The 24,240-nt window shown below is 33.5% G+C and carries 24 protein-coding genes; 11 read left to right on the forward strand and 13 right to left on the reverse strand.

Translation table 11 applies throughout. The features are described from left to right. Positions 1 to 23: 23 nt before the first annotated feature. From JJJ02_RS05715 to JJJ02_RS05730, 4 genes are all read left to right on the forward strand, one after another. Entirely contained in the window at positions 24 to 947 is a 924-nt protein-coding gene (locus JJJ02_RS05715) for an ABC transporter ATP-binding protein (RefSeq protein ID WP_239242355.1), read from the forward strand. Then, positions 947 to 2,461 (forward strand): ABC transporter permease/substrate-binding protein, encoded by a 1,515-nt coding sequence (locus JJJ02_RS05720; protein ID WP_239242354.1) that lies wholly within the window; start codon positions 947 to 949, stop codon positions 2,459 to 2,461. Before JJJ02_RS05715 ends, JJJ02_RS05720 begins: the two co-directional genes overlap by 1 nt. A 95-nt stretch (positions 2,462 to 2,556) precedes the next feature. Next, complete coding sequence (gene hisC, locus JJJ02_RS05725) at positions 2,557 to 3,615, forward strand: histidinol-phosphate transaminase (protein ID WP_239242353.1); 1,059 nt, start codon at positions 2,557 to 2,559, stop codon at positions 3,613 to 3,615. Positions 3,616 to 3,723: 108 nt separating this feature from the next. After that, positions 3,724 to 4,254 carry a 5' nucleotidase, NT5C type gene (locus JJJ02_RS05730; RefSeq protein WP_239242352.1) on the forward strand — a complete coding sequence of 177 codons (531 nt, stop codon included), beginning with the start codon at positions 3,724 to 3,726 and terminating at the stop codon, positions 4,252 to 4,254. Positions 4,255 to 4,311: 57 nt separating this feature from the next. Here the strand turns inward: JJJ02_RS05730 and JJJ02_RS05735 are convergent, their stop codons facing one another. The 4 genes from JJJ02_RS05735 to queF all read right to left on the reverse strand — a co-directional run bounded on the left by JJJ02_RS05735 (position 4,312) and on the right by queF (position 9,522). After that, complete coding sequence (locus tag JJJ02_RS05735; RefSeq protein WP_239242351.1) at positions 4,312 to 5,226, reverse strand: diacylglycerol/lipid kinase family protein; 915 nt, start codon at positions 5,224 to 5,226, stop codon at positions 4,312 to 4,314. Positions 5,227 to 5,666: 440 nt separating this feature from the next. Continuing rightward, positions 5,667 to 7,172, reverse strand: coding sequence for a peptide MFS transporter (locus tag JJJ02_RS05740; RefSeq protein ID WP_239242350.1), 1,506 nt, complete (start codon positions 7,170 to 7,172; stop codon positions 5,667 to 5,669). 201 nt (positions 7,173 to 7,373) lie between these two features. Continuing rightward, a complete protein-coding gene (locus JJJ02_RS05745; protein WP_239242349.1) occupies positions 7,374 to 8,882 on the reverse strand; it encodes a peptide MFS transporter in 1,509 nt (502 codons plus the stop codon). Between the two features lie 142 nt (positions 8,883 to 9,024). Then, complete coding sequence (gene queF / locus JJJ02_RS05750) at positions 9,025 to 9,522, reverse strand: preQ(1) synthase (RefSeq protein ID WP_096077122.1); 498 nt, start codon at positions 9,520 to 9,522, stop codon at positions 9,025 to 9,027. A gap of 467 nt (positions 9,523 to 9,989) precedes the next feature. Here queF and nrdI point away from each other — a divergent pair, with 467 nt between their 5' ends. From nrdI to JJJ02_RS05770, 4 genes are all read left to right on the forward strand, one after another. After that, positions 9,990 to 10,385, forward strand: coding sequence for a class Ib ribonucleoside-diphosphate reductase assembly flavoprotein NrdI (gene nrdI / locus JJJ02_RS05755; RefSeq protein WP_099580290.1), 396 nt, complete (start codon positions 9,990 to 9,992; stop codon positions 10,383 to 10,385). After that, the gene (gene nrdE / locus JJJ02_RS05760) at positions 10,348 to 12,453 is read left to right on the forward strand and encodes a class 1b ribonucleoside-diphosphate reductase subunit alpha (protein ID WP_111714275.1); all 2,106 of its coding nucleotides are present in this window, start codon (positions 10,348 to 10,350) and stop codon (positions 12,451 to 12,453) included. Before nrdI ends, nrdE begins: the two co-directional genes overlap by 38 nt. Before the next feature lie 108 nt (positions 12,454 to 12,561). Further along, on the forward strand, positions 12,562 to 13,530 hold the full coding sequence (gene nrdF / locus JJJ02_RS05765) for a class 1b ribonucleoside-diphosphate reductase subunit beta (RefSeq protein ID WP_239242348.1): 969 nt from the start codon (positions 12,562 to 12,564) through the stop codon (positions 13,528 to 13,530). 128 nt (positions 13,531 to 13,658) lie between these two features. After that, the gene (locus tag JJJ02_RS05770) at positions 13,659 to 14,069 is read left to right on the forward strand and encodes a FixH family protein (protein ID WP_111714277.1); all 411 of its coding nucleotides are present in this window, start codon (positions 13,659 to 13,661) and stop codon (positions 14,067 to 14,069) included. Positions 14,070 to 14,128: 59 nt separating this feature from the next. Here JJJ02_RS05770 and murB read toward each other — a convergent pair whose 3' ends face one another. Next, positions 14,129 to 15,043 (reverse strand): UDP-N-acetylmuramate dehydrogenase, encoded by a 915-nt coding sequence (gene murB / locus JJJ02_RS05775; protein ID WP_239242347.1) that lies wholly within the window; start codon positions 15,041 to 15,043, stop codon positions 14,129 to 14,131. 57 nt (positions 15,044 to 15,100) lie between these two features. Further along, on the reverse strand, positions 15,101 to 15,601 hold the full coding sequence (locus tag JJJ02_RS05780) for a GrpB family protein (protein WP_239242346.1): 501 nt from the start codon (positions 15,599 to 15,601) through the stop codon (positions 15,101 to 15,103). A 104-nt stretch (positions 15,602 to 15,705) separates the two neighbouring features. Between JJJ02_RS05780 and JJJ02_RS05785 the strand changes: the two genes are divergently transcribed. Continuing rightward, entirely contained in the window at positions 15,706 to 16,599 is an 894-nt protein-coding gene (locus JJJ02_RS05785) for an EMYY motif lipoprotein (RefSeq protein WP_240837920.1), read from the forward strand. 30 nt (positions 16,600 to 16,629) lie between these two features. Here JJJ02_RS05785 and JJJ02_RS05790 read toward each other — a convergent pair whose 3' ends face one another. Beyond that, entirely contained in the window at positions 16,630 to 16,842 is a 213-nt protein-coding gene (locus JJJ02_RS05790) for a hypothetical protein (protein ID WP_111714281.1), read from the reverse strand. A gap of 142 nt (positions 16,843 to 16,984) precedes the next feature. Between JJJ02_RS05790 and ytxJ the strand changes: the two genes are divergently transcribed. After that, positions 16,985 to 17,305 (forward strand): bacillithiol system redox-active protein YtxJ, encoded by a 321-nt coding sequence (gene ytxJ / locus JJJ02_RS05795; RefSeq protein WP_111714282.1) that lies wholly within the window; start codon positions 16,985 to 16,987, stop codon positions 17,303 to 17,305. Positions 17,306 to 17,381: 76 nt separating this feature from the next. Continuing rightward, complete coding sequence (locus JJJ02_RS05800) at positions 17,382 to 18,464, forward strand: glycerate kinase (protein WP_240837922.1); 1,083 nt, start codon at positions 17,382 to 17,384, stop codon at positions 18,462 to 18,464. Positions 18,465 to 18,526: 62 nt separating this feature from the next. Here the strand turns inward: JJJ02_RS05800 and pepT are convergent, their stop codons facing one another. From pepT to JJJ02_RS05830, 6 genes are all read right to left on the reverse strand, one after another. Next, positions 18,527 to 19,750 (reverse strand): peptidase T, encoded by a 1,224-nt coding sequence (gene pepT, locus JJJ02_RS05805; protein WP_240837924.1) that lies wholly within the window; start codon positions 19,748 to 19,750, stop codon positions 18,527 to 18,529. A 115-nt stretch (positions 19,751 to 19,865) separates the two neighbouring features. After that, positions 19,866 to 20,351 carry a threonine/serine exporter family protein gene (locus tag JJJ02_RS05810; protein WP_111714285.1) on the reverse strand — a complete coding sequence of 162 codons (486 nt, stop codon included), beginning with the start codon at positions 20,349 to 20,351 and terminating at the stop codon, positions 19,866 to 19,868. A gap of 12 nt (positions 20,352 to 20,363) precedes the next feature. Beyond that, positions 20,364 to 21,122 (reverse strand): threonine/serine exporter family protein, encoded by a 759-nt coding sequence (locus tag JJJ02_RS05815; protein WP_240837926.1) that lies wholly within the window; start codon positions 21,120 to 21,122, stop codon positions 20,364 to 20,366. A gap of 43 nt (positions 21,123 to 21,165) precedes the next feature. Continuing rightward, positions 21,166 to 22,230, reverse strand: a complete 1,065-nt coding sequence (gdpS, locus tag JJJ02_RS05820; RefSeq protein ID WP_240837928.1) for a GGDEF domain-containing protein GdpS — start codon at positions 22,228 to 22,230, stop codon at positions 21,166 to 21,168. A gap of 11 nt (positions 22,231 to 22,241) precedes the next feature. Next, positions 22,242 to 23,096, reverse strand: coding sequence for a YitT family protein (locus JJJ02_RS05825; protein ID WP_111714287.1), 855 nt, complete (start codon positions 23,094 to 23,096; stop codon positions 22,242 to 22,244). 67 nt (positions 23,097 to 23,163) lie between these two features. Then, a complete protein-coding gene (locus tag JJJ02_RS05830; protein ID WP_240837930.1) occupies positions 23,164 to 24,120 on the reverse strand; it encodes an LCP family protein in 957 nt (318 codons plus the stop codon). Positions 24,121 to 24,240: the final 120 nt, after the last annotated feature.

The following is a 24,240-nucleotide window of genomic DNA, read 5'->3' on the forward strand; positions in this document are numbered from 1 at the left end:
TTAAACTTTTTAAGAGGTGGCATATGATACGTTTTGAAAATGTGACAAAGCAGTATAATGATAAAATTGCTGTTGATAATATTTCCTTTGATATTGCTGAAGGAGAGTTTTTTGTTTTAATAGGACCTTCTGGTAGTGGTAAGACAACGACGTTAAAGATGATCAATCGATTGATTCCATTGTCAAAAGGTTATATATACTTTAAAGAGCAACCGATAAGTGATTATAAGCTGGATGAAATGCGCTGGGATATTGGTTATGTGCTACAGCAAATTGCATTATTTCCGCATATGACGATTAAAGAAAATATTAGTCAGGTGCCATTGATGAAGAAATGGTCAAAGGATAAAATAGATGCTCAAGCTGACCGACTGCTTGATATGGTTGGATTGCCTGCTGCTGAATTTAAAAACAGATATCCAAGTGAACTGTCAGGAGGACAACAACAACGTGTAGGTGTAGTCCGTGCTTTAATGGCTGATCCACCTGTTATACTGATGGATGAACCCTTTAGCGCTCTTGACCCATTATCAAGAGAGAAGTTACAGGATGATTTAATTCGCCTGCAATCAGAAATACATAAGACAATCGTTTTTGTTACACATGATATTAGCGAAGCTTTGAAATTAGGAGATCGCATTTGTTTGATGAACGAAGGACATATTGAACAGATTGGTACACCAGACTCTTTTATCAATCATCCAAACAATGAATTCGTAAAATCATTTATCGGTGATAATGCAAATCATGTTACATACGTACGCAATTATATTGAATCTGATAGAAATATTGTTACTACTGCTGCAATTGACGCCAATGCATCTGCTAAAGAAATGTTTATACTATTAAGTCAGCATGAATATTTGACTGTTACTGAAGCGGGACAAACGATTGGTATTATTTCGCGTGACAATGTATTTAAACAATTAAGTCAGGAGGCGAAATAATGAAGGCATTTATTAATACTTTTCAAGAACGTAAATGGGAATTGCTACAAACATTATTTGAGCATATTCAAATATCATTTATTGCTTTACTGATTGCAACTTTAATCGCTATTCCGATTGGAATATGGCTGACGAGACATACAAAGATCGCTGAACCGATTATTAATATTGCTGCTATCATGCAGACAATACCTTCATTAGCACTGCTTGGTTTAATGATACCGTTTTTCGGTATTGGTCGAGTTCCAGCTATTATTGCCTTAGTAATTTATGCCTTACTACCCATCCTGCGTAATACTTATACCGGCATTAAAGAAGTGGATCCTTCTTTAAAAGAAGCTGCACAAGGTATCGGTATGAATACATACCGACAGTTAAAAAATGTAGAAATTCCTATTGCCATGCCTGTAATAATGGCAGGCATACGAACTGCTATGGTGCTAATCATAGGTACAGCAACACTAGCTGCATTTATCGGTGCAGGTGGTCTGGGAGATTTAATTTTACTGGGTATTGATAGAAATAATATGAATATATTATTGCTCGGTGCAATACCTGCAGCCTTACTTGCGCTGTTATTTGATTTTGTACTAAAACGTATGGAGAAATTAAGTTATCGTAAGATGATGATTGTTACAGGATTACTGTTATTAACATTTCTATTAGTCGCAGTTTGGCCATTATTCTTCCAGAAGGATAACCAAATGAAATTTGCAGGTAAATTAGGTACTGAACCAGAGATCATTACCAACATGTATAAATTAATCATTGAAGACAAGACCGATGTTAATGTTGATATTGAACCTGGTATGGGTAAGACAACATTCTTATTTAACGCATTGAAATCAGATAATATCGATGGTTACCTGGAATTTACGGGGACAGTATTAGGTGAGATTACAAAAGAAGATGCAAAATTTACGACTGAAAAAGAAGTATATCAACAGGCAAATGACAGTATCAATAAAAAGTATCAGATGTCTCTATTAAAGCCAATGCAATATAATAATACGTATGCACTGGCTGTAAAAAAAGAATATGCAGATAAATATCAATTGAAATCCATCAGTGATCTACAAAAAATAGAATCCACAGTCCGTGCAGGGTTTACTTTAGAATTTAACGATCGTATGGATGGTTATAAAGGGATTCAGAAGAAATATGGGATTAAGTTTGATAATGTAAGAACGATGGAACCAAAAATTCGTTATCAGGCAATCGAGCAAGGAAAAATTGATTTGATTGATGCATATTCTACCGATGCTGAATTAAAAAAATATGGCATGGTCGTATTAAAAGATGATAAACATCTATTCCCTCCTTATCAAGGGGCACCATTATTAAAAGATGAAACGATTAAAGAACATCCGGAAGTTGTGAAGGCACTCAATCAATTAGCCGGTAAGATCACTGATGAAGAAATGCAGACGATGAACTATGCTGTAACTTATCAGAATAAATCACCAGAAAGTATAGCGCGTGCGTATTTAAAGAAAGAAAAACTGATTAAGTAATAAAGGTCATATCATCGAAATATTTGTATCAAATTGTCATTTCATATATCATGATTCTAATATACTTTTATATATTAGAGAAGGTAGGGATATTTTTGAAACCACAATTAAAATCGTTACAAGTGTATTCGGCTGGATTATCTGATGAAGCTTTAAAACGTAAGACCGGTTATGAAGGTGAATTTAGCAGACTTGCTTCAAATGAAAATCCAATTGGCCCAACGCCTAAAGTAAAAGAAATGTTAGCAAAGTCTCTGACAGGTTTAAATTATTATCCGGATCCAGAAGCGAATGCATTAAAAGAAAAATTATCTGCATTTTATGATGTACCGGCTGAACAGATTTTTGTCGGTGCAGGTCTTGATGAAGTCATTATGTCGATATCTCGAGCAGTACTTGTTCCTGAAGGCGATGTTTTAACAAGTGAAGGTACTTTTGTACAGTATGCTACACATGCATTAATTGAAGGTACACATTTAAAAACAGTCCCACTAAAAGATGGTTACTTTGATCTAGATGCAATGGCGGAAGCGATAACAGATAATACGAATATAATATGGATCTGTAATCCGAATAATCCTACTGGAACGTATGTAACTGAAACTGAATTAAGAACATTCTTAAGTAAAGTACCTCAATCAATTACTGTTGTGTTAGATGAAGCTTACTTTGAATTTGTAGATGCAAAAGATTATCCGGATGGCGTCAAGTTACTAAAAGAATTTCCAAATTTAATTATATTACGTACATTTTCTAAAGCGTATGGATTAGCAGCAATGCGTGTAGGCTACGCAATGACTTCGAAAGCATACGTAAGTGAATTTAATAAGGTAAAGCTACCTTTTAATGTTACTACTTTGTCTTTACTGGCTGCTATTACTGCTTTAGAAGATCAGGCCCATTTAAAGAAATATGTTGCATTAAATAAAGCACAACGTGAGCAATTATTTGCAAAACCATACAGCAAACATTTTCTGCCGAGTCAGACGAACTTTATCTTTATTAAGACAAATCAGCCACAAGCGTTGTTTGACACTTTCATTCAACATGGTGTCATATCTCGTCCTATGCCAATTGGTGTTCGCGTAACCATTGGACAAGTTGAGGATAATAGAAAGATTGATGCTGCCTTAACAGCATTCTTTGGTGAATAATACTAAGCTAAACGATATGGTAAACGTATCGTTTAGCTTTTTAAATGCATTGATTTATAATAGAAATTAAGCGATAAATTTCTTTAAAAATTTAAATGAGGTGGAAGAATGAAAAAGTCAATTGCAATTGATATGGATGAAGTATTAGCTGATACGCTAAAGAAAGTAATCTTTCAATTTAATGAAAGTACGGGAATGTCTTTAACGAAAGAAGATTTATATGAGAAAAAATTGCGTACTGAATATCCAGAGCATGTCGATAAACTAGATGAATTATTACTTGATCGTGCATTTTTTAGAGATTTAGAAGTTTTACCTGATGCAATTCGTGTCGTTGAACGATTAAATGAGCACTTTGATGTTTATATTGCAACAGCAGCGATGGATGTTCCAACTTCATTTGATGCGAAGTATGAATGGTTACGCGAACACTTTCCATTTTTAGATCCTCAGCATTTCATTTTCTGTGGTAATAAAGGTGTAGTGGGAACGGATTATTTAATTGATGATAACCCAAGACAACTGGCAGCTTTTAAAGGTACTGGTCTAATCTTTGACGCTGTGCATAACCAAAGTATAAAGGAATACGACAGAATGAAGAGCTGGCTGGATGTTGAAAAGTATTTCTTTGAAGATTAATGCGTTAATCTAATATAAAAATAAAAGGCAGGTGACAAAAGTCACTTGCCTTAAATATTATTCATTGATAACAACACGATCTGTTGCCGTGAGTATTTTAAGTTTACTAGGTATTACTTGAATTGAAAGTGGTGTTTCAAGATCAATTTCGCCATCCACATCGACATCCATCTCTTTATTTGTATTGATCGTAATATTTTCTCCCGAATAATGTTCGATATTCTGGCTGATTTCATTCCAGTTAATTTCAGACTTCATAGCAATCATTTCAGTAAATAGCTTCAAACCACTTTCTTTGAAGATAAATACATTTAGCTTGCCGTCATTAGGTGATAGTTCAATTAAAGGAATTTTATTACCACCGACGAAAGCACCGTTCGCTACAACAATCATAGAAGATTCTCCATGATATTTTGTACCATCAATCTCGATATCATATTTAAAGAAAGTTGGGTTTGTAACATTTTTTATCGTTGAAAAAAGATAGCTGAATTTCCCGATTTTACTTTTAGAATCTGGATTAACACTATTTGAATTTTCAACGATAAGACCCATTCCTGCAAAGTTGAGTGCATATCGCTCATTCGTTTGCATAACATCATAATATTTCACTTCTGCAGTTAATAATTGTTCAACCGCTCTTACTGGGTTTGAAAGAAGATTTAAAGTCTTTGTAAAGTCATTAAATGTACCGCCAGGCAGTATACCGATTGGTACATGATGATCGCCATCGATAATACCATTTATGAGTTCATGTACAGTACCATCCCCACCTAGTATAAGATAAATATCAAAATCTGATTTACCTTCTTTTAAGTAAGTATATATTTCACCTTGTTCTGCACTGCGATAAATTGTTAAATGATCGATAAATCTTGTTAAACTTTTAGATACTTCACCGATGATTTGATGAACATCGCCTTGTCCTGAATGATCATGATAGAATAATATACCTGTTTTAAATTTTTGCATAAAGTTTCACCCCATTCTCAATATATTATCATATCCTACTATTCCCGTTTTGTATGTGACTAATCAATAATTATACGCATTTCATCTCTATGATAATTCAGAATTATTGGCACTGAGTTAAGAATATAATACTTATATTTCAGAAAAGGAAATAAAATAGTTGATATACAAAATATACTATAATATATTTTGTATATCAACTATCTATTTTATGGAGGAATAAAAAATGCATAAACATAAGCCTCTTATGATTCGTTTAAAGACTATCTGGAATGGGAAGATTGCGAACATTATCATAAGCCATTGGAAATGGAAGAGAACAAAGCGATTAAAGATTTAAAACAATGAATAAACATAGAAAAGCAGGATGACTTTAATTGGCCATCCTGCTTTTCTATGTTTTATTTTGAAAAGAATAAATGCTTAACATAATGAGCAAGTTAGTGAATACCCTGCATTTTTCTAGAAATAAATCGACTTAATAAGAGAATAATGACAAATAATCCAATTGCCAGACTACCAATAAATAAGAAGTAGTTCGCGTATCCAAGTGGTTCGATTAATTTAACTAATTGAGCGTTTATCCCTTGTGCTGTCGCATTTGATAGGAACCACAAGCTTAACATTTGTGAGTTAAATGCAACTGGTGCTAATTTAACTGAAGTAGAAGAACCTGTTGGTGATAAACAAAGTTCACCAATAACACAGATAAAGAATGAAGCAACTAACCACATTGGGTTAATTAAATTCGTAGAACTTGCATCTTGGGCAGGGATAACCATGATTAAGAAACTGATACCTGCCATTAATATTCCTATCGCAAATTTAATCGGAGTAGATGGATTAAATTTACCTAATTTAGACCATAAAGCAGAAATGACAGGTGCTAAAGCGACAACAAATAATGGATTCAATGACTGGAACCATGCTGCAGGTACTAAGTAATCAATTCCTGAAACTTTATTAAGGTCGAGCTGAGTAAATTTCGCAGCAAATATTGCTAACGTATTAGCACCTTGCTCTTGAATAGACCAGAACATAACGCTCGCTAAGAATAATGGAACATATGCAACTAGTCGAGAGCGCTCGATATCATCTACATCTTTACTACGATACATTGTTGTCCAGTAAATGATTGGGATTACCACACCAAGAATCGTTACTATAATTGAGAAAGTATTGAAAGTAAGGAATCCACTATAAATACCGATTGCAACGAGTAAAACAATCACTAAAAATGCAATTGAAAATACTTTTTTATATTTTGATTTTTCTTCACCTTCAAGAATATGTGTCGGTTCAACACCAACTAAACCTAAAGATTTACGGTTAAATACAACATAGGCGATCAAAGCTAATGCCATACCGATTGCAGCAGCTAAAAATCCGATATGATAGTTATATTGCTTTTGTAATTCACCAACAATTAATGGAGATAAGAATGCCCCCATATTCACTGACATATAGAAAATTACGAAACCTGCATCCATGCGGTTATCATTTTTATGATACAAACCACCTAGTACATTTGAAATATTAGGTTTCATTAATCCGGATCCCACAATAATTAAAAACATTGAAGCTAAAAATGCAGGAATCCCAAATGGTAAACTCATTGCAATATGACCCAGCATAATAAGTGTCGCACCGTATAGTAAGGCACGTCTTGAACCTAATATTCGGTCAGCAAGCCATCCACCTAATATACCAGTCATAAAGATTAAAGCACCATACATTGATCCAATACTCGCAGCTGTAGTTTCACTCATTCCTAAACCGCCGTTAGCTACAGTATCATACATGTAGTAAACTAATATCGCTCTCATCCCATAATAACTAAATCGTTCCCAGAATTCTACGAAGAAAAGAATTCCTAACCCCTTCGGATGGCCGAAGAAACCGGTTTGAGGCACACTTTCAACCATCTGTTCTCTTGTATACTTCATTTTTTCATCCCTTTCGATTTATAAATATTTCGAAAATTTATATTATTTTAGAATATTATTTTACCATTATTATTGTTACATTCAATCTTTCAGTTAATAGTCGAAATTTTCTAAACAAGACTTGTTCAATTGTTTGTAACAATATAAAAATGAGGATGATCCGATACGGAATCATCCTCATTGATAAACAAATCAAAGGTATTAATGTATACCACGCATGTATTTCTTCATAAATGGACTGACGATTAATAATAGAAAGCCTATACCTAGTGTGACAAGTCCAATATTATTAAAATATTGATACTTTTCAACTGAGTCATAGTAAGTGACTAATCGCGCATTAACAATTTGTGCAACTGTATTAGCTAAGAACCATATACTCATCATTTGTGATGAAAATGCTTGTGGCGCAAGTTTTGTAGTAGTAGCGAGCCCTACAGGTGATAAGCATAATTCTGCCATTGTTACGAGAAGATAACTAAGGACTAACCATGCAGGATGCATTAAGTTACCACCATGCGTTAACGGGTAGACCATCACTAAATAACTGAATGCCGCTAAAAATAAAGCGATACTGAATTTGATTACTGTCGGTGGATTAAAACGTCCAAGTTTAACCCATAACCATGCGAATAATGGGGCTAAAGTAACGATAAATAATGGATTTAATGATTGGAACCAAGCTGCTGGTATTTTAAAATCAATCGCTCCATTAGTCAGAGTATTTAAATTGAGCTGCGTATTTTTATCAGCAAATGTCGCGAGGACAGTTGATCCTTGTTCCTGTATACTCCAAAATGCTACTGCTGCTAAAAATAAAGGCACATACGCTTTTACGCGTGCTTTCTCATCTGATGTTGCTTTCTTTGACAACAACATACTTGCAAAATAGTAGAACGGTAATACTACACCGACGATTGATACTAAATACATAAAGCTTGCTAATGATAATTTACCTAAAGCTGCGCTAATGATGAAGTATAATGCTACGATAACAATCAAGATTGCTACAATCGTAAATGTTTTCTTCTTTTCTTCTGGCGTAACTGGATTAGGAACATCTAAACCTGATAAACCTAAAGTTGGCTTTGCTCGAAAGACATAAATTATAAGTCCGAAGAACATACCTACAGCAGCTACCATAAAGCCGGCATGGAAACCTATATTTTCCTGCAGCCAACCAACAAATAATGGGGATATAAAGGCTCCTAAGTTAATGGACATTACAAATAATGTAAATGCTGAATCAACTTTAGGATCATTCTTTTGATACAATTCTCCTACGTTTGATGAGATATTAGGTTTGAGTAAACCTGTACCTAATATAATAAATAATAGAGCAACTAATAATAAAGTAAAGTTATTAGGCAATGATAATAATATATGACCAATCATGATCAGAATAGCACCATAAAAAATAGATTTACGAGTTCCGATAAAGCGATCGGCAAGCCATCCACCAATTACACCACTCATATAAATAAGTGCACCGTATATTGATACAATCTGCATAGCTAAAGCATCTGGTAATCCGAATCCACCATCTTTAACTGAGTAATAAAGATAGTACACCAAGATTGCTTTCATACCATAATAACTGAAACGCTCCCAAAACTCAGTGACCATTAATGTAAATAAGCCTTTAGGATGACCGAAGAAACCTGTTCTCGGCATACTGTTGACCACTTCTTCGCGCGTGTGTTGCGCCATACCATTTCCCCCTTGTTTCAAATAAAGTTGTACAAATAAAAGACGAATAGTTTATACACATAAACTATTCATATATAATACACTTATTTTAATTTTAAGACAATTCAACTTTTTGAATAGTAATCATTTTAAAAATGCAAATTTATCTATTAGTAATTGTTTCAGGATATAGATCATGGTTCATTAATCTATAATTCGCGATTTCTTCATATTTCGTCCCTGGACGTCCATAATTTGTATAAGGATCAATTGAAATTCCACCACGTGGCGTGAATTTTCCCCATACTTCGATGTAGTGTGGATCCATAAGATCAATTAAATCATTCATAATAATATTCATACAGTCTTCATGAAAGTCACCATGATTTCTAAAGCTGAATAAATAAAGTTTAAGAGATTTTGACTCGACCATCTTTATATTTGGGATGTAGCTGATATAGATGGCTGCAAAATCAGGTTGACCTGTAATAGGGCAAAGGCTTGTAAACTCAGGACAATTGAATTTTACGAAATAATCTCTGCCCTGGTGTTTGTTATCGAACGATTCTAAAATTGATGGATCGTATTCATAAAGATATTTATTGTTTTGATTACCGAGTAATGTGATATCTTGTAGTTCTTCTTTTTGTCTGCCAGTCATTTTCTGCCTCCGATATTTTTGATTGTTCTATTATAATAGATATCTCGATATATGTAAAAAGACATATATACACCTTTAGTGAAGAGAAGTTGTTAATTTATATCATTTTTTAAATGAAATTTCAACAGAATTTTATAGAATTAAATTTCATTATTAACCTTACAAATTTTCAAGTCAATTAAATATAGTCGTATCAATGGATTAAAAAATTTGATAAAAAGTCAACATTAAAATTAATTTTTTTTGGAGTTGTTAAGATTGAAAAGCAATTTTTAAGTGCTATAATTAATCGTATATCTTGTGTGTGTGTTTCGAATGCACCACTATATCTTGTGTTAAAAAAGAAAAACAACACAAGATAATATTAAACTAAAAATAGAAAATTACGTTTCATAATACATACATTATTGGTTTGAAATGTTTCATGTATTTTTTAGTGACATTCCTTACAGTTAGGAGTGAGGCCAATGTTAATTGTATATTATTCATTAACAGGGAATGTGCGTCGTTTTATTCAAAAGTCAGGACAACCTCGTGTGATACCTCTTGAAACTGCCATGGAAGAAGGTGTGTCAGAACCATTTATCATAGTCACTGGTACTATTGGTTTTGGACAAGTTCCAGATGCAGTATCGCAATTTTTAGAAAGATATCATCATCATTTAACGGCAGTAGTAGGAAGTGGAAACCGTAATTGGGGACAAAACTTCGCCAAAGCTGGTGATACGATTAGTGAAACATACCACGTTCCGCTTCTTATGAAGTTTGAACTTCATGGAAATAATCGAGACGTAGAATTATTTAATAAAAAGGTGGAAGAATGTTATGAAAACAGTAGAAGAGAAACAATACAATCATATTGAATTAAATAACCAGGTTACAAAGCGCCGTGAAGATGGTTTCTTTGATTTAGAGAAAGATCAGGAGGCATTAGCTGTTTATTTAGAAGAAATTCATGACTTTACAATCCATTTTGACACGCCATTAGAGCGATTACGTTTTTTAGTAGATCAGGATTTTTACTATAATTTGTTTGAAGAATATTCGGAGTTAGATTTAATGGAAATCATTAAATATGCTGAGAACATTCCTTTCCAATTTGCAAGCTACATGTCTGCAAGTAAATTCTTTAAAGATTATGCATTAAAGACAAATGATAAGAAACAATATTTAGAGGACTATAAACAACACGTTATTATCGTTGCATTATACTTAGCAAAAGGCGATAAAGAAAAAGCAAAAGCATTAGTTTCTGCAATGATTGAACAGCGTTATCAGCCGGCGACACCGACATTTTTAAATGCAGGTCGTGCGCGTCGTGGTGAACTAGTGTCTTGTTTCTTACTTGAAGTAGATGACAGTCTAAATTCAATCAACTATATCGATTCCACAGCGAAACAATTATCTAAAATTGGTGGCGGTGTAGCGATTAACTTATCAAAGTTACGTGCACGTGGTGAAGCTATTAAAGGTATTAAAGGTGTAGCAAAAGGTGTGTTACCTGTAGCGAAAGCTTTAGAAGGTGGATTTAGCTATGCTGATCAATTAGGACAACGCCCAGGTGCTGGTGCTGTATATTTAAATATCTTCCATTATGATGTATTAGAATTTTTGGACACTAAGAAAGTAAATGCGGATGAAGATTTAAGATTATCAACAATTTCTACTGGATTAATCGTTCCATCGAAATTCTTTGAACTCGCTAAAGAAGGAAAAGAATTCTTTATGTTTGCGCCGCATACTGTAGAGCGTGAATATGGGCAAACATTAGACGATTTAGATATCGAAGTAATGTACGAAGAGCTTGTTCAAAATCCGAATGTGATGAAGAAATCAAAAGACGCACGTGAGATGTTAAACTTAATAGCCCAAACACAATTACAATCAGGGTATCCTTACTTAATGTTTAAAGATAACGCGAATAAAGTTCACGCAAATTCTAACCTCGGTCAAATTAAGATGAGTAACTTATGTACTGAAATCTTCCAGTTACAAGAAACTTCAGTGATAAATGATTATGGTACAGAAGATGAAATTAAACGTGATATTTCGTGTAACCTGGGCTCACTTAATATCGTTAATGTTATGGAATCTAAGAAATTCCAGGATTCAGTACATATCGGTATGGACGCATTAACGACAGTTAGTGATGCTGCTGATATTAAGAACGCTCCTGGTGTTGCAAAAGCAAACCGTGAACTACATTCTGTAGGGCTAGGTGTGATGAACTTACACGGTTACTTAGCAAAAAATAAAATTGGCTATGAAAGTGAAGAAGCGAAGGAATTTGCTGCAACATTCTTTATGATGATGAACTATTATTCAATTGAACGTTCAATGCAGATTGCGATGGAACGCAACGAACGTTATGCAGATTTTGAAAAATCAAACTATGCAACAGGTGAGTACTTCGTGAAATATGAAACGACTGATTATGCACCGAAATCAGATAAAGTGAAAGCTTTATTTGAAGGTATGGATGTACCGACACAAGCAGACTGGACGACATTAAAAGAAGCTGTGATGAAAAATGGTTTATTCCATGCATACCGTTTAGCGATTGCACCGACGCAAAGTATCTCATATGTTCAAAATGCAACAAGTTCAGTAATGCCGATAGTTGATCAGATTGAACGTAGAACATATGGTAATGCAGAGACATTCTATCCAATGCCATTCTTATCTCCGGAGTCTATGTGGTTCTATAAATCAGCATTCAATACGAACCAAATGAAATTGATTGATTTAATCGCAACAATTCAGGAGCACGTGGATCAAGGGATATCAACAATTTTATTTGTTAACTCTGATATTTCTACAAGAGAATTATCTAGACTTTATGTCTATGCGCATCATAAAGGGTTAAAATCTCTGTACTATACACGTAATAAATTATTAAGTGTAGAAGAATGTACAAGCTGTGCAGTGTAATATCTGTATTAATAATAAACGATAACTACAATGAATAATTAAATTATAAAGAGGCCGCAAGGTCTCTTATTACTGCTTTTAAAATCACTTATACAAAGGACTGACAAAATGAAAGCTGTTAACTGGAATACACAAGAAGATATGACGAATATGTTCTGGCGTCAAAATATCTCACAAATGTGGGTAGAATCTGAATTTAAAGTATCAAAAGATATTGCAAGCTGGAAAGAACTAACTGAAGATGAGAAGTACACGTTTAATCATGCACTTGCAGGTTTAACAGGGCTAGATACGCATCAGGCAGATGATGGTATGCCGTTAATCGGATTACACACACAGGATTTACGTAAAAAGGCAGTGTACTCATTTATGGGCATGATGGAACAAATTCATGCGAAGAGTTATTCACATATTTTTACGACATTACTACCGTCTTCTGAAACAAATGACTTATTAGACAACTGGGTAGTTAATGAACCACATCTTAAATTTAAATCCGATATAATCGTTGGTCGTTACCATAAATTATGGGCTAAAGATGCCTCTATATATGATCAGTACATGGCACGTGTAGCATCAGTATTTCTTGAGACATTTTTATTCTATAGTGGTTTCTACTACCCATTATTCCTAGCTGGACAAGGGAAAATGACAACTTCAGGAGAAATTATCCGAAAAATTTTACTTGATGAATCTATTCACGGTGTATTTACAGGTCTTGACGCACAAAGTCTGCGCAATGAATTAACAGATGATGAGAAGCTACGAGCGGATAAAGATATGTATGATATGCTTCAAAAGTTATATGCGAATGAAGAAAGCTATACAAAGATGTTGTATGATCGTGTAGATTTAACTGAAGATGTCTTAAACTATGTACAATACAATGGGAATAAAGCTTTAGCGAATTTAGGATTCGAACCATACTTTGACGAAAAGGATTTTAATCCGATCATTGAAAATGCTTTAAATACATCGACGAAAAATCACGATTTCTTTAGTGTAAAAGGTGATGGATATGTTATTGCATTAAATGTTGAAGCTTTGACTGATGAAGATTTTGTCTTCGAAAATTAAATAATTTGACAAGCTAATGACAAATTTTGCATTAGCTTGTTTTTTTATGCTTTGTCACAGTTTGTTCATTGAATAACAGAATGAAGTTCATGATAATAGTATGGACATTAAATTTTTGGGGGATAACTATGAAGAAATTATTCATCATTGCAGCAAGTGCATTAATGCTTACAGCATGTGGTCAGGAAACACAACAAGAAGGTCATGAAGGGCACGGAACGCATTCAGAATCTAAATCAGTAACACCTTTAACTGTTGATTTAAAGGTGCCTGCTAAAGCAAAAGCAGGTGATTCAGTGAAGATAACTGCAACGGTTAAACATGGTAAGACTTTTGTAAACGAAGCGGATGAAGTCATGTTTGAAATCATTAAAGATAAAGATATGAAAAATTCTGTGAAAGAAAAAGTTAAAAAAGCTAAAGATGGCGTATATACTTTAGAATATACATTTAAAGAAAAAGGAAACTATAATGTCATTAGTCATGTGACTGCACACAATCAGCATACGATGCCTAATGCAGATATCGTTGTTGAATAAGTTCTAAAATTTATTATTGTATTATAAAAAGGGATGTGGACACGCGTGTCCATATCCCTTTAAATCTTATCACCAATAACGCGAACTTCAGGCTGTAATTCAATACCACTATTTTCTAATACGACCTTTTGTACATGCGCAATCATTTCTTCATAATCTGTTGCAGTACCATTATCGACATTTACAATAAAACCAGCATGCTTTTTAGAGACTTCCACTCCTCCGATACGATAGCCCTGTAACCCAGCTTCTTGTATCAGTTGACCGGCAAAATGTCCTGGTGGTCTTCTAAAAACGCTACCACAAGAAGGATATTCTAATGGTTGTTTGTCTTCACGACGTTCTGTTAAGATATCCATTTGAGATTGTATTAAATTAATATCGCCACGTTGTAATTTAAATGTTGCTTCAAGTACGACATAATGTTCTGATTGAATAATACTAGTTCTGTAATCTAGGGCTAGCGCTTCATTCGTTAATGTAAGGATTTCTCCGTGCTGATTGACTACAGTGGCACTTTCAATAACATCTTTAACTTCTCCGCCATAAGCACCAGCGTTCATATAAACTGCCCCACCAACAGAACCAGGTATTCCACAGGCAAATTCTAATCCTGTTAAATGATGGTCGCGTGCAATACGTGATACGTCGATAATCGCTGCACCACTGCTGGCAATAATCGTATCGTATTCAACCTGTACATCCGTTAATCCGAGCAGGCTAATAACGATACCACGTATGCCACCATCTCTGATGATAATATTTGATCCGTTGCCTAGGAAAGTTACTGTTATATTGTGTTCATTAGCGTACTGAATTGTTTTTTGTATTTCGGAATATTTTATCGGCGTAATATATATATCAGCATTACCACCTGTTTTTGTATACGTGTAATTTTTTAATGGTTCATTCATTTTAATATGGATAGGATCGATAATTGTAGTCAATTGATTATATATTTCAGTTACTTGCATTCTTATTACGCCCTTTCGGTGAATTCAAACTTAATTATATCAGTTAAAGGAATGATTTTAAACTGACAGTTTTCGTTTGAACCATTCTGACTTTTTATTTTCATATTCTTTCACAGAAATTTCATGATTAAGATCTTTCTTATATTGATTAAACGCTTGAATTTGTTCTATTAAAATAGCTTGGCCAGTTAAGTAATGATTTAATTTTTTACTGTCTTCTTCTACGATATGTAAACGCACAACTTCAGTTAGTGATTGTAAATCACTAAACTGTGCATATACACACTTCTTTCGATAGGGGTGATGTAATCGATAAAAGTGTTGCAGGTTTAGACGTTTTTCATCAAGTGTTGTCATTGCATGCAAACTTTTTACTACAACAAGTATATCAATAATACCACTTGTTAAGGCTCCGTCTACGGAAGTAGAACCGACATGCAATGTTTTGATAATAGGAGTGTCTAATAGTGTGCTTAGCATTTTATTAATCTCTTCAAATTTTTTTCTGTATTGTTCTGTTCTATTATTGATTGTAAGTATTGGTTTCTGTTTTTGCATGTACCATTTTTCCTTTCATAAGTAACTATAGCCCTTTGATTAATGAATGTAGGTTTTATTTCTCGGCTAAATTAGGTATAATATTGATATTGAGGAGAGCATATATGAAAAAATTATATTCTATTGTATTAATATTATTTATAAGTACAGTTATTGCAGGTTGCGGTAATAAAGTAAAGTCTGATATTAATGATTATAAAGCTCAAATGAAAGATGTACAATCTGAAGAAAAGAAACTGGTTCAACAAATCGATGGTTTAGGATTGGATAAAGCCGACCAATTACTAGGCTCAGAAGTTACAGAAGAGAAAAAGAAAAAGTTAAAAAAGATGGAATTAGATATCAAGGAAAAAATAAAACCACAACTTAAAACTTATGAGAAAAAAGTTATGGCAGTTAATCCTGATACGAAAGAAGTTAAAGATGTTCATAGTATATACGTGAGAAACTTAAATAAAAAGAAACAATTCATTTCTGAACTTGATCGATATATGAAGCTATTTAATCAGTCAATATTATCCAATGAAAAAATTTTAGAATATACGAAAGTATTTGAAAAAAATAAAGCTTTAAATGAAAAGTATGCAAAAAAAGCAGAAAGCAATAGTAATGAGTCCGAAGATTTTGATACATTAACTAAATTAGTAAATGACAATAGCGATATTTTAAAAGAAAAAGTAGCTTATTTAACATCAAGTGGAAGTGTGAACGAGAAACAAGTGTATATTGATGAAACGTTAATTCCATTACTAAAATCAAGCGTCAATAAATTGAATCAAACGAAACTGAAATCTAAAAATGTAATCGGGATGCGCAAAGCTACAATTGAAACATATTACAGTTTAATTAATTATTATAAAGAACGCAAAGTTGCCATGAAGACAGAAAGTGAACTTCAAAAATTACCGATTCAAAATATTTTAGAAAATACGAAATATATTAAGTCGATTGATGAAAAGTATTATGATGCTTTAAATAGTTTAGAAGCAAAACAATAAAAGTATAAAAGGCAACTGCCTTTTATACTTTTATTTGAGTGTTTCATTTTTATCATGTTTAGAAATAATGATATTCTTTGCAATCACGGTTAATATCCAGATTGCTATTGCAATAAATATAACGATAGTAAGCGTAGGATTTTTATTAATATCCTTAAAAAAGAGTAACACATAAATTAAAACGCAAGTATTTAATGTATCGATAAAGGTCCAGCGTTTAAGAGGGAATTTATTGTTATTCATCGTGTAACCTCCAAATATTTGTTAAAGTCATTATACCAATGTGTAATTATTTGAGATAGGGGTAATATTAAATAATACATTGCAAAAATAATCTTACCATGATATATTTTAAAAATCGAAAGCACAATTATGGGGTGAAATCATGATTATAAAATTGAATACGATTGAACAGTTTGAAGAGATGCTTGAATCGAATAGTAAGGTATTTTTTCTGAAGCATTCAAACACATGCCCAATATCTGCGAGTGCATATGATCAATTTGATAATTTTGCTTATGAACGCGATATTAACGCATATTATTTAATCGTTCAGGATGCACGTGATTTATCCAATTATATTGAAGCGAAGACAAACATCAAACATGAATCACCTCAAGCATTTTACTTTAATAATGGAGAAGTTATGTGGCATGACAGTCATAAAAATATAACAATTGCTAATCTTTCTAAAGCAGAAGAATAGTGAAGAAGATTCAGAAATAAATAATAATTATATTAACTAATAGTGCTACTATTAGTTATTTATTTTGGAGGAAAAGATGAAGATATTAGTTGCTATGGATTCATTTTTTGATATTTTATTCTCTCATCACGCGAATCAATATGTTTTTGATGGTATTAAAGCAGTTGATAATACTGCAAATATCGTAATGGTCCCGTTATTTGAGAGCGATAAAAATATGATAGACGCTTTATTAGTATGGGAAAAAGGTCGTAAAATCAAACGAAATGTCAGCAGTGATTTATTAATGCCGATTGAAGTAGAAGTGGCTATTTTAGAACAGGACACTATGCTCATTGATGGAAAGATGATTTTAAGCAGTAAAAATCCATTAGCAGCTTCGAGTTATGGTCTTGGCCAATTGATTACACAAGGGTTAGATATGGGGGTAAAATCATTTATCATATCAATTGGTGGCATCACCACTTTTGATGCAGGTCTTGGGATGCTCAATGCATTCGGTGCAAAATTCTATAATCGAGATTACATATTAATAGATGGTTCACTTAAACAGAGTGATCTAAAAGAAATTAGACATATTGAGTTGGGTGATATGGATGATCGTTTAAAAGAAGTTTCATTTACAGTAGTGAGTGACCACCAGTATAAGATATATGGTAAAGAAAGTCATATTGCGAATAGTGAGTTTGATTTTGAAACGAAACAGACTATAGATAATAGTATTTGGTATATTTCAGAGCAATTTAAGAAATTTGGTATTGATTTAAATGCTTCAATTTATGGTGGCGATGGTGGTGGCCTTCGCGCTGTGTTTGAACAGCTATTCAATGCTGAGACGAAAACATCTGCTGAACTAATTTTTATGCGTACACACATCGGCAGTTTGATAAACGAAGCAGATATGGTGATATATGGTGGTGGAAGTGTGAATGAAACGACGGGTTCTCTAGTCGTTAGTGAAATTAATAAGCTGCAGAATCCTGATAAGATAAACATATATTTAATGGGTGGAAAACAATATAAGCAAATGAGTAATGATAAAGAAGCGATTGAGCTTAATATTTATCCTGAAGTAAGCTTGGATACTGAAGATATTCAAATCGGTATTCAATTACAGAATACTGCAAAGCAAATTGTGATGGCTACAAGAAAACAATAATTATTTATTAAAAGGGAAGAGGGTGAGACATAAGTCTTAGCCCTCTTCCCTTTTTATATGATTTATGCGATTTCTTCAAATTTAGCTAATATACCAACAATCGTCATCACTGATTTTTCCATATCATCGATTGATACGTATTCATATGGTCCATGGAAGTTTTCAGCCCCTGTAAAGATATTTGGAGTAGGTAACCCCATAAATGATAACTGACTACCATCTGTACCCCCTCGTATCGGTTCAACAATTGGTTCGATATTTAATGATTTCATAACTTCTAACGGTACATCGATTAGCGCTTTATGAGGTGTGATTTTCTCGCCCATATTGAAGTATTGATCTTTAATTGAAATGCTCGCTGCATCATTACCATATTCAGTTTGGAATGATTTAATAATGTCTTCCATAGTTGTTTTACGTGCTTCGAACTTTTCACGGTCATGATCACGGATAATGTATGAAAGTTTCGCATGTTCGACGTTACCGTTCATATCCATTAAGTGATAGAATCCTTCATATCCTTCTGTATGCTCTGGACGATCCTGCTCAGGTAATGTACTTTGGAAACGCACAGCTAAGTTTAATGCGTTAACCATTTTGTCTTTCGCACTTCCTGGATGCACGTTAACACCATTAAATTCAACTTCAACACCTGCAGCGTTAAAGCTTTCATATTGCAATTCACCACGACGTCCACCGTCAATAGTATATGCAAATTGTGCACCAAAACGTTCAACATCAAATTTGTGCGGTCCGCGACCAATTTCTTCATCAGGAGTGAAACCGAAACGAATTTTTCCGTGCTTGATTTCTGGATGATTGATTAAGTATTCAATTGCTGTCATGATTTCAGTAATTCCGGCTTTATTATCAGCACCTAAAAGTGTTGTTCCGTCAGTTGTCATCAATGTATGACCTGTATAAATTTCTAGTTCAGGGAACTTTGCTTTTTCAATGACTAAACCACTCTTTAAAGTAATATCTTCTCCATTAAAGTTGTCGATAATTTGTGGAGACACATTCGTCCCTGTGAAATCAGTAGCAGTATCAACGTGTGCAAGTAACCCGATAGTCGGTACTTCTTTGTCTGTATTTGCTGGTAGTGTAGCAAATAAATAACCATATTCATCGACATCAGTTTCAAGACCTAAAGATTCTATTTCAATTTGTAACAAGTTAAGTAAATCCCATTGTTTTTCTGTTGATGGGGTAGTAGTGCTTGCTGCATTCGATTGCGTATCAATTGTTACATAGCGTGTTAATCGTTCAATTAATTTATCTTTCATTTGTAATCCTCCTGTTGTGAATATAAGTTAATATAATTATTTTAATCTTAAATGTCAAAAAAATCACACTTATTTTTAATTTTCTTGAAAATAGAAAACTAAAAATAAATGCGATTTATAGTTTGATTGGTTTTTGGCCTTTCTTTCTGCGATGTTTATTATATTTAAAACGGGAATAACCTTTAAGAAATGTCTGGAACAATATTTCTGCAATTAATAATCCGAATGCAATTGCACCAGATGCAAGTGTGGCTTCCATACCTTTCGCTAATGCTTCACTAAAGTCCGAAATAATAAGATTCTTTGTTGCATCATAGGCAACGCCTCCTGGTACGAGTGGAATAATACCTGCAACGTTAAAGATAATTACAGGACGTTTATAATATCTCGCAAAAAGATGTGCACATAAACTGAGCGATAGGGATCCTAAAAATACTCCGACAGCAAGAGTAAGTTTTGTAGATTCTGCAATCGTAAATACCATCCAGCCAATTGCACCGACAAATCCACATGCCATCAGTAGTTTACGCGGAGCATTAAATACGATTGCAAAAAATACAGATGCAAAGAAACTAATGATTGTTTGAAATAATAACGTCATCGATTAATCCTCCTAGAATATTATAAGAACTGTGGCAACACCTGCACCGATGGCAAATGCGGTTAAGGCAGCTTCTACCCCTTTAGAAATACCAGCTATTAATTGACCCGCCATCATATCACGTATAGCATTTGTTATCGGTACCCCTGGTACAAGGGGCATCACTGCTGAAATAATAATCTTATCAAATTCCCCTTTATATATATAATTTACAAAGAATAATCCGAAAAGTGCGATGGCCATCGCACCGGCATATTCTGCGAAAAACTGGATTTTATATATTTTACTAAAATAATCACAGACAAAATACCCAATCGCTCCAGCAATAAAAGAGGGTACAATATCTGCAGGTTGACCTTTGAACATTAAAAGGAATAATGCACAGACAAGAGCACTCGATAATACTTTTAACCAAAATGGATATTGCAAATTTGCTTTTTCCAATTCATCTAATGCAAGTTTCGCAGCTTCTAACGTCACTTTTCCACTCGTAATCGCACGGGAAATATCATTAACTTCTGAGATTTTTTCGAGATCGGTGGTACGACTGGAAATACGATATAATCGCGTAGAACTTTTTTCATTGAGTGAAAATATAATTGCTGTGGGCGTTACGAAACTATGTGTATTGTGTAAACCATAGTGAGTGGCAATGCGGGTCATTGTATCTTCAACTCGGTAGGTTTCTGCACCAGACTCCAATAATATTTTACCGGCAAGCATTGCAACATCTTTTACTTTTTTTTCATCATATAACTGAATAGAAACCATATAGACCTCCTTAATAAAAAAATAACAGAAAGTATACTTCCTGTTATTTTATGATGGGATTAAACATTACAGTATTTTGTCCTTGATGCTTTGCAGCATGTAACATTTCATCTGCTTCTTTAAATATTTTACGGTGCGTCTTGACCTCTTCATTCGTAATATAACCTATACCAATTGTTACAGATAAGTTAATCACTTCTTTGTTTGGGAGATGAAATGTTGCGTTCATTACGCCGAGTCGAATGCTTTCAGCTATTTTTACAGTATCATCAAGTGAGTGATTCGTAAAGATGACACTAAATTCTTCACCGGCATTTCTGAATGTTTTGGAATCTGTCGGCACATAATTTTTTACAACTTGTGCCATTTGTTTTAATACAGCATCTCCTGCATCATGTCCAAAACGATCATTGACCTCTTTAAAATCATCAATATCTATTAATAGTAAAGATAATGAATGTTTCGTTTCCGATGCATTTTTACTCACGATATTGAGATAACGATCAAACTCACGAACATTTCCTAGGCCAGTTAGATGATCGATTTCATCTTCTTTTTCATAGCGTTGTATCACTTTGTATATGCGCCATATATCTACAAACATCATACTTGACGTTAAAGATAAAATAAAGCTGGAAATAGCGAGCAGAATTATTTCTAAACCATTAAAGTTATTGTTATAAAAATTGTATAAACCTGTGATAAGAATACTCATCAAAGTTAACCACTGAATTGCATTAAAATCACTTTGTTTAATAAAGGGACCAATCATACTAGCAAGTGTTGCAATAATCAATAGATCGAATGTTTCGACTGGCGGTTCATTAAAAATATAAATTTCTGCAAGGACTAAGATAATGGCACTAAATAATGTATAGAAAAAATTAGTATAGCGGCCAAGAAATAAAAGTGGAATAAAAGCCAGATGAAACGATATCGTATGATATGTAATGGGATAAGTCATTAGTAAAAATGAAATAAGTGTCATCAGTAATGTAATATAATTTTTTGAAAAAACGATTTCTTTCTCTTCAAAAAATTGAAATCTATGAAATAAATAGATTCCACTAACAGTGACAGCAGCATTAAAGATAATTGCTTCAATCATAAAATTCCTCCTTACTTACTACGATAAATTTTTGCCTTAGAAAAGCCTCTGCCAATTATTTCAGATGTATTGATGAAGATGACAAATGAATCGGGTTCTTCGCGTGTAATAATCTGCTTGAAATAAATCGCTTCTTTTTGTTCCATCACAGAAAATAATAAACTTTTTCCTTCTCGGTTATATCCACCGAATGCATTAACGCTTGTAACACCACGTTCAACATGCTCATGTATGAGTTTAATGATTTCCTGTTCTTTAGTTGTAATGATAAATACAAGTTTATTATCTCCAGCATGTAATTGTACGATATCAATGACTTTACTTGTAACATATATTGAGATTAGTGCATATAATGCAAGTTCAAAATTAAATACGAATGCACTAAGAATTACTACAAATGCATCTACGATTAATTGACAGAAACCACTTGATAAACCAGTATATTTTTTTACGATTTGAGCAAGCGTAGCAGTACCACCAGTGGAACCATTACCACGATAAACGAGCCCTAGACCAATACCTAGCACAATGCCACCATAAAGTGATGCTAATAATGCATCAGTTGTTCCTTTTTCGACGAGGCTAGATGTTAAAAATATTGTGAGTGGTACAATAAATGTTGCGATAACAGTTTTTAAACTGAATGATTTACCTAATGTAAACCAACCGATAATGAATATAGGGATATTAAATAGAAATTGAATCATTGCAGGATCTGATCCTATCATTTTATTTAAAATGGTACTCAGACCCGAAATACCACCAGCTGCAATCTGACCAGGTAGTAAAAATAAATTATAGCTAATACCAACGATGATTGAACCTATTACTGTATATAAAATATCAATAAGCACTGTTTTATTCATATCTTTACTCCTTTTTGTCAAAAAAATAGTAAAGCAGTGTGATCATTGCTTTACACATTTTTGAAGATTAAATCCCGAGATTATCTTTCATCTGCTGTTTGACATCTTCTTTAGAAGCTTCGTTAGGGATGAAGTACCATAGACCATCTGAATCAATTTTATTTTCGCCGTTTAATTGCAACTTCTTAATTGTACCGATAGCAGGGGGATAATGTCTTCTTAATTTATTGATGTCCTGAAAGGCTATATTTGTTGTAACACTAGCAGAAATCGTCTTTAATATTTGATTGAATTTGGGTACGGACTCTATGCTGAGTAGTTTATCAGACACAGCTTTTACAATGACCTGTTGACGTACTTGACGTCCTTCGTCTCCCATTGCACCCGCTTCTTTTCGGCTGCGTGCAAAAGCTAATGCATCTTTTCCATTTAGGTGATATTGCTTGCCGGCCTTAAAGTCATACTCAGCGAATTTGAAAGTATGTGGACTTGTGACATCTATTCCTCCGATATTATCGATGATAAATACGAAATCATCCATATCGACAGTTGCATAATAATCGATCGGCATATTGAAGTATTTTTCAATTGAATCTATCGCCATTTTAGGGCCACCATAAGCATAAGCGTGATTTATTTTTTCTTTAGTACCATGCCCGACAATATCTGCTTTCGTATCTCTCGGTATACTTATAATTGTCGTAAGCTGTTTAGATGGATTAACCGTTGCTAGTATCATTGTATCTGATCGCTTGCCTTCCTGACGAAAAGCTCTACCGGCATCCGAGTCAAGACCAAATAAAGCAATTGAAATAGGCTGACCAGAATTTAAGTCAATATTAGCGTTGCGAAGTTCAGATGTTGTACGTGAATATTTTGGATCTTGTAAAGTATCCGTTGTATGTTTCAGCTGAAAAAAAACATATATAAAAAGTAATGCAAATATAAATATACAAACCATAAATAGTGAGGCAAGTATAAAAAATAGTTTTCTTTGTGTTCTAACTCGTGCGCGAGAACTCATAATAAAACTCCTTCATTAAATTGAAGATACTTTCTTTTAACCGTATTATTATGTAACAAATTTAAGCATTCGTCAAACAAATGTTCAACTTAAAAATATATTGTTTCATATTTATTACAT

This window comes from Macrococcus sp. PK (assembly GCF_022501545.1).
Classification (GTDB): Bacteria; Bacillota; Bacilli; order Staphylococcales; family Staphylococcaceae; genus Macrococcoides; species Macrococcoides epidermidis.

What these genes read in the sequence shown, in the direction of transcription:
- JJJ02_RS05800 (WP_240837922.1), top strand. Translation starts at nt 17,382, where the DNA reads ATGAAGATATTAGTTGCTATGGATTCATTTTTTGATATTTTATTCTCT.
- nrdI (WP_099580290.1), top strand. Translation starts at nt 9,990, where the DNA reads ATGTTAATTGTATATTATTCATTAACAGGGAATGTGCGTCGTTTTATT.
- gdpS (WP_240837928.1), bottom strand. Translation starts at nt 22,230, where the DNA reads ATGATTGAAGCAATTATCTTTAATGCTGCTGTCACTGTTAGTGGAATC.
- pepT (WP_240837924.1), bottom strand. Translation starts at nt 19,750, where the DNA reads ATGAAAGATAAATTAATTGAACGATTAACACGCTATGTAACAATTGAT.
- nrdF (WP_239242348.1), top strand. Translation starts at nt 12,562, where the DNA reads ATGAAAGCTGTTAACTGGAATACACAAGAAGATATGACGAATATGTTC.
- JJJ02_RS05830 (WP_240837930.1), bottom strand. Translation starts at nt 24,120, where the DNA reads ATGAGTTCTCGCGCACGAGTTAGAACACAAAGAAAACTATTTTTTATA.
- JJJ02_RS05730 (WP_239242352.1), top strand. Translation starts at nt 3,724, where the DNA reads ATGAAAAAGTCAATTGCAATTGATATGGATGAAGTATTAGCTGATACG.
- JJJ02_RS05720 (WP_239242354.1), top strand. Translation starts at nt 947, where the DNA reads ATGAAGGCATTTATTAATACTTTTCAAGAACGTAAATGGGAATTGCTA.
- nrdE (WP_111714275.1), top strand. Translation starts at nt 10,348, where the DNA reads ATGAAAACAGTAGAAGAGAAACAATACAATCATATTGAATTAAATAAC.
- JJJ02_RS05785 (WP_240837920.1), top strand. Translation starts at nt 15,706, where the DNA reads ATGAAAAAATTATATTCTATTGTATTAATATTATTTATAAGTACAGTT.
- queF (WP_096077122.1), bottom strand. Translation starts at nt 9,522, where the DNA reads ATGACTGGCAGACAAAAAGAAGAACTACAAGATATCACATTACTCGGT.
- murB (WP_239242347.1), bottom strand. Translation starts at nt 15,043, where the DNA reads ATGCAAGTAACTGAAATATATAATCAATTGACTACAATTATCGATCCT.
- JJJ02_RS05735 (WP_239242351.1), bottom strand. Translation starts at nt 5,226, where the DNA reads ATGCAAAAATTTAAAACAGGTATATTATTCTATCATGATCATTCAGGA.
- JJJ02_RS05825 (WP_111714287.1), bottom strand. Translation starts at nt 23,096, where the DNA reads ATGAATAAAACAGTGCTTATTGATATTTTATATACAGTAATAGGTTCA.
- JJJ02_RS05715 (WP_239242355.1), top strand. Translation starts at nt 24, where the DNA reads ATGATACGTTTTGAAAATGTGACAAAGCAGTATAATGATAAAATTGCT.
- JJJ02_RS05780 (WP_239242346.1), bottom strand. Translation starts at nt 15,601, where the DNA reads ATGCAAAAACAGAAACCAATACTTACAATCAATAATAGAACAGAACAA.
- JJJ02_RS05770 (WP_111714277.1), top strand. Translation starts at nt 13,659, where the DNA reads ATGAAGAAATTATTCATCATTGCAGCAAGTGCATTAATGCTTACAGCA.
- JJJ02_RS05815 (WP_240837926.1), bottom strand. Translation starts at nt 21,122, where the DNA reads ATGGTTTCTATTCAGTTATATGATGAAAAAAAAGTAAAAGATGTTGCA.
- JJJ02_RS05790 (WP_111714281.1), bottom strand. Translation starts at nt 16,842, where the DNA reads ATGAATAACAATAAATTCCCTCTTAAACGCTGGACCTTTATCGATACA.
- JJJ02_RS05810 (WP_111714285.1), bottom strand. Translation starts at nt 20,351, where the DNA reads ATGACGTTATTATTTCAAACAATCATTAGTTTCTTTGCATCTGTATTT.
- JJJ02_RS05745 (WP_239242349.1), bottom strand. Translation starts at nt 8,882, where the DNA reads ATGGCGCAACACACGCGCGAAGAAGTGGTCAACAGTATGCCGAGAACA.
- ytxJ (WP_111714282.1), top strand. Translation starts at nt 16,985, where the DNA reads ATGATTATAAAATTGAATACGATTGAACAGTTTGAAGAGATGCTTGAA.
- JJJ02_RS05740 (WP_239242350.1), bottom strand. Translation starts at nt 7,172, where the DNA reads ATGAAGTATACAAGAGAACAGATGGTTGAAAGTGTGCCTCAAACCGGT.